This is a genomic window from Kitasatospora sp. NPDC029312, assembly GCF_055569215.1.
On record NZ_JBVHXY010000048.1, the window covers coordinates 1 to 9,161 of the forward strand.

At 71.7% G+C, this 9,161-nt stretch carries 9 protein-coding genes; 5 read left to right on the forward strand and 4 right to left on the reverse strand.

The window, feature by feature from the left end; all coding sequences use genetic code 11:
• Positions 1–96: 96 nt before the first annotated feature.
• Both ACZ4WV_RS29740 and ACZ4WV_RS29745 read right to left on the reverse strand, forming a co-directional pair.
• Positions 97–783: a hypothetical protein gene (locus ACZ4WV_RS29740; RefSeq protein ID WP_465751727.1), complete on the reverse strand. Its 687-nt coding sequence runs from the start codon at positions 781–783 to the stop codon at positions 97–99.
• 101 nt (positions 784–884) lie between these two features.
• Complete coding sequence (locus ACZ4WV_RS29745) at positions 885–1,094, reverse strand: hypothetical protein (RefSeq protein WP_465751728.1); 210 nt, start codon at positions 1,092–1,094, stop codon at positions 885–887.
• A 275-nt stretch (positions 1,095–1,369) separates the two neighbouring features.
• Between ACZ4WV_RS29745 and ACZ4WV_RS29750 the strand changes: the two genes are divergently transcribed.
• Entirely contained in the window at positions 1,370–2,347 is a 978-nt protein-coding gene (locus tag ACZ4WV_RS29750) for a carbohydrate kinase family protein (protein WP_465751729.1), read from the forward strand.
• Between the two features lie 21 nt (positions 2,348–2,368).
• On the opposite strand, the gene ACZ4WV_RS29755 is transcribed toward ACZ4WV_RS29750, so the two are convergent.
• Positions 2,369–3,922 carry an aminotransferase class V-fold PLP-dependent enzyme gene (locus ACZ4WV_RS29755; RefSeq protein ID WP_465751730.1) on the reverse strand — a complete coding sequence of 518 codons (1,554 nt, stop codon included), beginning with the start codon at positions 3,920–3,922 and terminating at the stop codon, positions 2,369–2,371.
• 240 nt (positions 3,923–4,162) lie between these two features.
• Between ACZ4WV_RS29755 and ctaC the strand changes: the two genes are divergently transcribed.
• The 4 genes from ctaC to ACZ4WV_RS29775 all read left to right on the forward strand — a co-directional run bounded on the left by ctaC (position 4,163) and on the right by ACZ4WV_RS29775 (position 8,627).
• Positions 4,163–5,017, forward strand: coding sequence for an aa3-type cytochrome oxidase subunit II (gene ctaC / locus ACZ4WV_RS29760; RefSeq protein ID WP_465751731.1), 855 nt, complete (start codon positions 4,163–4,165; stop codon positions 5,015–5,017).
• On the forward strand, positions 5,014–6,789 hold the full coding sequence (ctaD, locus tag ACZ4WV_RS29765; RefSeq protein ID WP_465751732.1) for an aa3-type cytochrome oxidase subunit I: 1,776 nt from the start codon (positions 5,014–5,016) through the stop codon (positions 6,787–6,789). Before ctaC ends, ctaD begins: the two co-directional genes overlap by 4 nt.
• Positions 6,789–7,205, forward strand: a complete 417-nt coding sequence (locus tag ACZ4WV_RS29770; protein WP_189915175.1) for a cytochrome c oxidase subunit 4 — start codon at positions 6,789–6,791, stop codon at positions 7,203–7,205. Before ctaD ends, ACZ4WV_RS29770 begins: the two co-directional genes overlap by 1 nt.
• A gap of 168 nt (positions 7,206–7,373) precedes the next feature.
• On the forward strand, positions 7,374–8,627 hold the full coding sequence (locus ACZ4WV_RS29775; RefSeq protein ID WP_465751733.1) for a L,D-transpeptidase: 1,254 nt from the start codon (positions 7,374–7,376) through the stop codon (positions 8,625–8,627).
• Between the two features lie 13 nt (positions 8,628–8,640).
• On the opposite strand, the gene ACZ4WV_RS29780 is transcribed toward ACZ4WV_RS29775, so the two are convergent.
• Positions 8,641–9,012 (reverse strand): GntR family transcriptional regulator, encoded by a 372-nt coding sequence (locus ACZ4WV_RS29780; RefSeq protein ID WP_465751734.1) that lies wholly within the window; start codon positions 9,010–9,012, stop codon positions 8,641–8,643.
• Between the last annotated feature and the right edge of the window lie 149 nt (positions 9,013–9,161).

Sequence of the window (9,161 nt, forward strand, 5' to 3'; positions counted from 1 at the left end):
TCCTCTCCCCCCCCCCCCCCCCCCCCCACCCCCCCCCACCCCCAACCCCCCCCCCCCCCCCCCCCCCCCCCCCCCCCCCCCCTCGGTGCTTCGGCGCTACTTGGCCGGGCCGTCCGGCGTGACCGGGTCCGGGCCGATGTGGGGGTCGCCCTCCAGGGGCACCTCCTGGCCGCTCGTCCGGTCCACCACCGTCCGCCCGGTCAGCGGGGAGCGCAGATCGGCGGAGACCGCCTGCCGCTTGGCCAGTGCGGTGCAGACCTGGCCCGGCTGGACGGTCGGGGGCCCCGGCACGACCTCGACGGCCACCGTGCCCGCCTGCGACTCGTCCGCCTTCAACGCGTACTTGGTGCAGACCCCGCCGAAGAAGTAGACGGTCAGCTTGTTGCCGTCGGCCCGGTAGGCGACCGGCGGCCGCACCGCCGTACCTGCCCCGGTGCCGGTCGGGTCGGGCTCGCCGGGGGCGATCGCGTTGCCCGGGGGAGTGGCGGCCCCCGACGGCTGCCCGGGGGGCGAGGCCGGGGTGGGCGCACCCGCCGTCGGCGGCTGCGCCGGTTGGCCGGACGCGCCGGGTGCCGTCCCGGACGGGGCGCCGGGTGCCGTCGGCGCCCCGGGGGAGCCGCTCGCGGAGGAGGCGGTCGAGCCCGCGGGGGCGGAGGGGCGTGCCGAGTCCGCCGAGCTCTTGCCGTCCCCGTCGCACCCGGCCACCGTCACCACCGCCGCCAGCACCACGGCCGCCAGGGCCGCCATCCGCCGACCACGCCGGGGCATCGTCTCCAGATCCATCTGCACATCCTCCCGAGGACTCAGCGGCGCCGCCCCTCGGCCGCTCCGCGCGGTTGTGACGTGCCCCGGTCGGATCCGGTTCCCCTTCACCCGGGAGCGGGTCACATGCCGTACTCGGCCATCGCGGCGACCAGCCGCTGGGCCCCGGACGGGACCCGGACGCCGACGGGCGCGGGGGCGGCCGGCTCCGGGCCCGCCGCCAGCAGCGGCCAGAACCGGCGCAGCCGCCGGGAGGAGGTCACCAGTGCGTCGAGGGTCTCGGCGTCGGCATCGGCTCCGGAGCCGGACAGCGGGTAGTGCTCGGGCATCATCGGGCATCGCTCCGATCCACAGCCGTGGCGGCACTGCCACGGTCGACGACGGGGTCCGCCCGGTCCGGCCGGGCCCCTGAGGCCGACCCTAGGCCCGGTTTCCGCACACCCACCAGTGCTACCCGGAGGTAGTACACCGTCGAGCGCAACGGGTGTCACGCTGGCAGGAGGGCGACAGCTCGAGCGGCACTCTTGCTGACGCACGGTCCCGGCCCGGTACCGTGGGTGGGTTCGTTCGCCCCCCGCTGGCCTTGCTGCCACCCTGAGGAGACCCCGTGCGTATCGCCGTCGCCGGCTCGATCGCCACCGACCACCTGATGACGTTCCCCGGCCGGTTCGCCGACCAGCTCGTCGCCGAGCAGCTGCACACCGTGTCGCTGTCGTTCCTGGTCGACGCCCTGGACATCCGCCGCGGCGGTGTCGCCCCGAACATCGCGTTCGGCATGGGTGTGCTCGGGCTCCGGCCGATCCTGGTCGGCGCCGCCGGTGCGGACTTCACCGAGTACCGCAGCTGGCTGGAGCGGAACAACGTGGACTGCGACTCCGTCCACATCTCCGAGACCCGGCACACCGCCCGCTTCATGTGCACCACGGACGAGGACCACAACCAGATCGCCTCGTTCTACACCGGTGCCATGGCCGAGGCCCGCAGCATCGAGCTCAAGCCGATCGCCGACCGCGTCGGCGGCCTGGACCTCGTGCTGGTCGGCGCCGACGACCCGCAGGGCATGGTCCGCCACACCCAGGAGTGCCGCACCCGCGGCTACGCCTTCGCCGCCGACCCCTCCCAGCAGCTGGCCCGCCTCGACGGCGACGACATCCGCGAGCTGGTGGACGGCGCCGCGTACCTGTTCACCAACGAGTACGAGGCCGCGCTGATCGAGAACAAGACCGGCTGGGGCGCCGACGAGCTGCTCACCCGCGTCGGCACCCGGATCACCACCCTGGGCAGCAAGGGCGTCCGGATCGACCGCAAGGGCGAGGCCCCGATCACGGTCGGCTGTGCGCGCGAGGAGGCCAAGGTCGACCCGACCGGCGTCGGCGACGCCTTCCGGGCCGGCTTCCTCACCGGCCTGTCCTGGCAGCTCGACCTCGAGCGCTCCGCCCAACTCGGCTGCATGCTCGCCACCCTGGTGATCGAGACCGTCGGCACCCAGGAGTACGAGCTGCGCCCGGCCGCCTTCGCGCAGCGCTTCGAGGAGAACTACGGCGCCGAGGCCGCCGCGGACATCCGCGCCCACCTCGTCAAGTAGCCGGTCACGTAGTCGGCCCGGTCAGGAGCGGCGCACCACCAGGTAGGCCGAGCCCCGGTCGCCGCCGTACTCGGCGGCCGGGGCCTCACCCGCGTACTCCTGCCCGCGCATCCCGCACCAGGCGGGGACGTCCAGCCGGGCCGCCTCGTCGTCCGACAGTACGGCGACCGTCCCGCCGACGGGCACCTCGCCGATCCGCTTTGCCAACTCGATGACCGGCAGCGGGCACCGCTGGCCCAGGGCGTCGAGGACGAGGGTCTGCGCAGCCGGCTCCGGCTCCGGCTCCGGCCGAGGCTCCGGCTGCGACTGCGGCGCCGGCAGGTCCAGCCCGAGCGGCGCCCGGACGCCCGCCACCAGGTCCGGCAGCACGGTGAGGAACCGCTCCACGTCAGCCTCCGTCGTCCCGTACGGCAGGGACACCCGGACGTTCCCCTCGGTGAGCACCCCCATCGCGGCCAGCACATGGCTCGGCGTCAGCGTGGAGGAGGTGCAGGAGGAGCCGGAGGAGACCGCGAAGCCCGCCCGGTCCAGCTCGGTGAGCAGCACCTCGCCGTCCACGTACAGGCAGGAGAAGGTGACGATGTGCGGCAGCCGCCGCACCGGGTCGCCGACCACCTCGACCTCGGGCACCGACTGCGGCACCCGCGCCCGGATCCGTTCCACCAGCGCGTGCAGCCGGGCGTTCTCCCGCTCCGCCTCGGCCCGTACGGCGCGCAGCGAGGCGGCCGCGGCCACGATCGCCGGGACGTTGACGTAGCCGGGCACCCGGCCGCCCTCGCGCTCGTCGGCCGGCAGCGGCGAGGAGTACCGGACCCCCTTGCGCACGGCGAGGACCCCGACCCCGGGCGGCCCGCCCCACTTGTGGGCGCTCGCGGTCAGCAGCGACCAGCCCGCGGGCACGTCCACCCGCCCGACGCTCTGCGCCGCGTCCACCAGCAGCGGCACCCCGGCGTCGGCGCACAGCGCGGCGACCTCGCCGACCGGCTGGACGGTCCCGACCTCGTGGTTGGCGCTCTGCAGCACGGCGAGTGCGGTGTCCGGGCGCAGCAGGCCGCCGAAGGCCGCCGGGTCCACCCGCCCGGTGCGGTCCACCGGGGCCACCGAGACCTCGCCCCCCTCGGCCTCCCGGCGTTCGGCGACGTGCAGCACGCTGGAGTGCTCCACCGCGGAGTGCACCAGGTGCCCGCCGCGCCGCCGGTTCCCGGTGAGGGCACCCAGCATGCCGAGTTGGACGGCCTGGGTCCCGCTGGCAGTGAAGGCGATCTCGTCCGCCCGTGCGCCCAGGACGGCGGCCACCGTCTCGCGGGCGGCGTCCAGCAGCATCCGGGCCTGCCGGCCGGAGCGGTACAGCCGGGCCGGATCGGCCCAGCCCTCGTCCAGGGCGGCGGTCAGGGCCTGCCGCGCGACGGGGTGCAGAGGGGCCGTCGAAGCCACGTCGAAGTACACGGTCACATTTAACGCCACTCCGCGGGGCCCGTCCGCGCTTCTCGTCCGCTCACCGGCCGTCAGTCGATCACCCCGAATGTCCGCTTCGTCCTCGACCGACGGGCCGTCACCGACGACGTTCGAGGTCATCCCCCGATCGGGCGTAACGACCTCGAATGCCTACGATGACCTGCGGCGCAGCCGTCGCCGGGCCTGATCGGGCGACCGGGCGGCGCGTTACCGGGGGCTGCCCGTCAGGAGCGCATAAGGCTGGAGTAGGGTTTGGCCCGCATAAGCATTCAAACCGTGCCCGTGGACGGGTCGCCGGGGAGGCTCACAAACCTCCTTCGGTGCGACGCGAAGGCGGGCGAGACTTCGGGAAGGCGCTACGTGAGTCCCAACGGCTCCGACCGCTCGCCGCGGCGCACGATGCGGCGGAAGCTGCCTCAGGCGCTGGCACTGGGCCTCGTCATCGCGACCGCCACCGGCTGCTCGGCCAACGACCTCCCCAGGCTTGGCCTCCCGAGCCCGGTCACCAAGGAAGGACCCATGGTCCTCCAGATGTGGCAGGGCTCCTGGATCGCGGCGCTGGTGGTCGGCGTACTGATGTGGGGTCTGATCATCTGGAGTGTGATCTTCCACCGGCGCAAGCGCACCGGTGTGGAGATCCCTCCGCAGACCCGGTACAACGTGCCCATCGAGGCGCTCTACACCGCGGTCCCCATCATCATCGTCTCGGTCCTCTTCTACTTCGTCGCCCGCGACGAGGCGAAGCTGACGCACGTCTCCGCGAAGCCGCAGCACTACGTCAACGTGGTGGGCTTCCAGTGGAGCTGGGCGTTCAACTACGAGAACACCGAGACGCCCGACCCGGCCAACAAGGACGCCGCGTACGACGTCGGTACGCCCAAGGACGTTCCGACGCTCTGGCTGCCGGTCAACGAGACGGTGCAGTTCCGGCTCACCTCTCGTGACGTCATCCACGACTTCTGGCCCGTCAACTTCATGATGAAGATGGACGTCGTGCCGGGCGTGGTGAACAAGTTCGAGGTCACCCCCACCGTCAAGGGCGAGTACATGGGCAAGTGTGCCGAGCTCTGCGGCGAGGACCACTCGCGCATGCTGTTCAATGTCAAGGTCGTCGACCGCGCCGACTACGACAAGCACCTGGCCGACCTGCGTGCCAAGGGCCAGAACGGCGCGGTGCCTTCCGGCCTCATCACCATGGGAAGTGAAGCGAAGTGACCATCCTCAACGAGCCCGCCGCGGCCGGCGGGGGCGCCGAGGCCGTCACGGTCGGGGCGCAGCGGACCCGGAAGCCGGGTTCGACCATCATCAAGTGGTTGACCACCACGGACCACAAGACGATCGGCACCCTGTACCTGGGCACGTCGTTCGCCTTCTTCCTGATCGGCGGCGTCCTCGCCCTGGTCATGCGTGCCGAGCTGGCTCGTCCCGGGACCCAGATCCTGTCGAACGAGCAGTTCAACCAGGCGTTCACGATGCACGGCACGATCATGCTGCTGATGTTCGCGACGCCGCTGTTCGCGGGCTTCGCGAACTGGATCATGCCGCTGCAGATCGGCTCCCCGGACGTGGCGTTCCCGCGTCTGAACATGTTCGCGTACTGGCTGTACCTCTTCGGTTCGACCATCGCGGTCTGCGGCTTCCTGACCCCGAACGGCGCCGCCGACTTCGGCTGGTTCGCCTACTCCCCGCTGTCGGACGCGGTGCACTCGCCCGGCGTCGGCGGTGACATGTGGATCATGGGTCTGGCCTTCTCCGGCTTCGGCACGATCCTCGGTGCGGTCAACTTCATCACCACGATCATCTGCATGCGCGCTCCGGGCATGACGATGTTCCGGATGTCGATCTTCGTCTGGAACGTCCTGCTGACCTCGGTGCTGGTCCTGCTGGCCTTCCCGGTCCTGGCCGCCGCGCTGTTCGCCCTGGAGGCCGACCGCAAGTTCGGCGCCCACGTCTTCGACCCGGCCAACGGCGGGGCGATGTTGTGGCAGCACTTGTTCTGGTTCTTCGGCCACCCAGAGGTGTACATCATCGCGCTGCCGTTCTTCGGCATCGTCTCGGAGATCATCCCGGTCTTCAGCCGCAAGCCGATGTTCGGTTACTCCGGCCTGATCGCGGCCACCATCGCGATCGCCGGTCTGTCCGTGACGGTGTGGGCGCACCACATGTACGTCACCGGCCAGGTGCTGCTGCCGTTCTTCTCGTTCATGACCTTCCTGATCGCGGTCCCGACCGGGGTGAAGTTCTTCAACTGGGTCGGCACCATGTGGAAGGGCTCGCTGAGCTTCGAGACGCCGATGCTGTGGACGGTCGGCTTCCTGGTGACCTTCCTCTTCGGTGGTCTGACCGGTGTCCTGCTGGCCTCGCCGCCGATCGACTTCCACGTCTCGGACTCGTACTTCGTCGTCGCCCACTTCCACTACGTGGTCTTCGGCACCGTCGTCTTCGCGATGTTCGCCGGCTTCCACTTCTGGTGGCCGAAGATGACCGGCAAGATGCTGGACGAGCGCCTGGGCAAGATCACCTTCTGGACGCTATTCATCGGCTTCCACACCACCTTCCTGGTGCAGCACTGGCTCGGCGCGGAGGGCATGCCCCGCCGCTACGCCGACTACCTGGCCTCGGACGGCTTCACCACGCTGAACACCGTCTCGACCATCGGCTCCTTCGTGCTCGGCCTGTCGATCCTGCCGTTCCTCTACAACGTCTGGAAGACCGCCAAGTACGGCGAGAAGGTCGCCGTGGACGACCCGTGGGGCTTCGGCCGCTCGCTGGAGTGGGCGACCTCCTGCCCGCCGCCGCGGCACAACTTCCTCACCCTGCCCCGGATCCGCTCCGAATCCCCGGCCTTCGACCTCCACCACCCGGAGATCGCCGCGCTGGACTACCTGGAGAACCACGGTGAGGCGGCCAAGCACCTCGCCGGCGTGACCCCGGCGAAGTACGACGCCCCGAAGCTGGGCAAGGGCGAGAAGGAGGGCGACGCCTGATGAAGGAACAGGGAAAGATCTTCCTCGGCCTGTCGGTCTTCGTGCTGGCGATGGCCATCACCTACGGCCTGTGGACCAACAACTCGGGCCCCGGTCTGGAGGCGGCCGGCACCACGGCGCTGTTCCTGGCCTTCGCCCTCTGCGCCTTCATCGGGTACTACCTCGCCTTCACCGCCCGCCGGGTGGACAGCGGCGCGGGTGACAACCCCGAGGCCGAGGTCGCGGACGACTCCGGCGAGCTGGGCTTCTTCGCCCCGCACAGCTGGCAGCCGCTCTCGCTGGCGCTCGGTGGCGCACTCGCCTTCCTGGGCGTGATCTTCGGCTGGTGGCTGATGTTCTGGGCCGCCCCGATCATCATGATCGGCATCTTCGGATGGGTCTTCGAGTTCTACCGCGGTGAGAACCAGAACCAGTAGGTTCCGTTTCCACCGACAGGGCCGGTTCCCCGCAAGGGGGGACCGGCCCTGCTGCGTCCGGAGAGTGACGGCCTCACTCGCGCGGGTCAACGGCGGGTCGCCCGGATGTCGTTAGAACCAGGGTGTTCCTACGATCTGATCAATCGTGCGAAAACCTGGGAGGCGGCCATGGCCGACAGGCGCGGAATCGCAGGTATCGGCGGCATTTCGCTGACCCTCGCAGTGCTGGCCCCGCTGGCCGCCTGCTCCTCCGGCGACGAGGAGTCCCGGCCCCACCGGATCGACGCGGCCCGGCTCGTCCACCTCTCGGCCGAGGACAAGGCCGACCCCTCGAAGCCGATCACCGTGACGGCCGTCGAAGGCAGCCGGCTCACCGACGTGACCGTGGTCGGCCCGGACGGCCGGGTGGTGGCCGGCAAGCTCGCCGACGACCAGCGCAGCTGGCAGACCACCGGCCGGTTGAAGGCCGGCACCACGTACGCCGTGCGGGTCTCCGCCGACGACGGCAGGAACGGCCGCGGCGACGGCACCGTCAAGTTCAGCACGCTGGCCGCCCAGCGCCTGCTCACCGCCAAGCTCGGCCCGGACTCCTCCGGCAGCGGCGTCTACGGCGTGGGGCAGCCGCTCACCGTCCAGCTCTCCGAGGCCGTCAAGGACCCGCAGGCGCGCCAGGAGGTCGAGCGGGCCCTGACGGTGACCTCCCAGCCCGCCGTCACCGGTGCCTGGTACTGGGTGGACGACAAGAACCTGCACTTCCGGCCGGAGGAGTACTGGCCCGCCGGGACGGCCGTCACCCTGGCCTTCGACGGCACCGGCACCCGGATCTCGGACGGCCTCTACGGCGGTGACCGCAGCTCGCTGCGGCTGCGGATCGGCGAGCGGGTGGAGTCGGTGGTCGACGCGGCCGCCCACGAACTCACCCTCAAGCGTGACGGCGAGGTGGTCCGGAGCGTCCCGGTCACCACCGGCAAGCCCGGCTTCGACACCCGCAACGGCATCAAGGTGGTGCTCGGCCAGGAGCGTTCCGTCCGGATGAACGGCGAGACGATCGGCATAGCCGCGGGCAGCTCGGAGTCCTACGACCTCGACGTCAAGTGGGCCACCCGGGTGACCTGGAGCGGCGAGTACGTGCACGCCGCGCCCTGGTCGGTCGGCTCCCAGGGCCTGGAGAACGTCAGCCACGGCTGCACCGGCATGAGCACCGACAACGCCAAGTGGTTCTACGACAACACCCGGGTCGGGGACCTGGTGACGGTGGTGAACAGCCTCGGCGCCACCATGGAGCCCTTCGGCAACGGCTTCGGGGACTGGAACGTGTCCTGGACGGACTGGGTCAAGCACAGCGCCCTCGGCCAGCCCCTCAGCACCACCGCGCCGGCCGCTCAGGCCCCCGCGGCGGGAATGGTGCGGCCGGAGATCTAGGAACTTGCCCCGGTCAGGCCTCCGGGTAGGCCAGCCCCAGCGCGGTGACCACGGCCGCCAGGGCGTCCTCGCGGGTCAGGCCCAGGCGGCTCGCCCGCTCGGCGTACTCACCGGCGGCCGCGGCGGCCAGCCGGTGGGCGGCGTCCCCGGTGGCGGCGATCAGGGTGCCGCGCCGGCCGTGGGTCTCCACCACGCCGTCCGCCTCCAGCTCCCGGTAGGCCCGCGCCACCGTCCCGGCGGCCAGTCCCAGTTCCTCGGCCAGCGCCCGGACGGTCGGCAGCCGCAGCCCAGTCGGCAGCTCGCCGGAGCGGGCCTGTTCGGCGAGCTGGGCGCGGATCTGCTCGTACGGGGGAGTGGCGGCGGCGGGGTCGACGGACAGCTGCACGGGGGCTCCTGGAGGGCGGTGCGGGTAGGCAGTGCGGGAAACGGCTTGCGGGAAAGCCCGAGGGGGGGGGGGGGGGGGGGGGGGGGGGGGGGGGGGGGGGGGGGGGGGGGGGGGGGGGGGGGGGGGGGGGGGGGGGTGGGGGTGGGGTA

What these genes read in the sequence shown, in the direction of transcription:
- ACZ4WV_RS29740 (WP_465751727.1), bottom strand. Translation starts at nt 783, where the DNA reads ATGGATCTGGAGACGATGCCCCGGCGTGGTCGGCGGATGGCGGCCCTG.
- ACZ4WV_RS29745 (WP_465751728.1), bottom strand. Translation starts at nt 1,094, where the DNA reads ATGATGCCCGAGCACTACCCGCTGTCCGGCTCCGGAGCCGATGCCGAC.
- ACZ4WV_RS29755 (WP_465751730.1), bottom strand. Translation starts at nt 3,922, where the DNA reads ATGACCTCGAACGTCGTCGGTGACGGCCCGTCGGTCGAGGACGAAGCG.
- ACZ4WV_RS29770 (WP_189915175.1), top strand. Translation starts at nt 6,789, where the DNA reads ATGAAGGAACAGGGAAAGATCTTCCTCGGCCTGTCGGTCTTCGTGCTG.
- ACZ4WV_RS29775 (WP_465751733.1), top strand. Translation starts at nt 7,374, where the DNA reads ATGGCCGACAGGCGCGGAATCGCAGGTATCGGCGGCATTTCGCTGACC.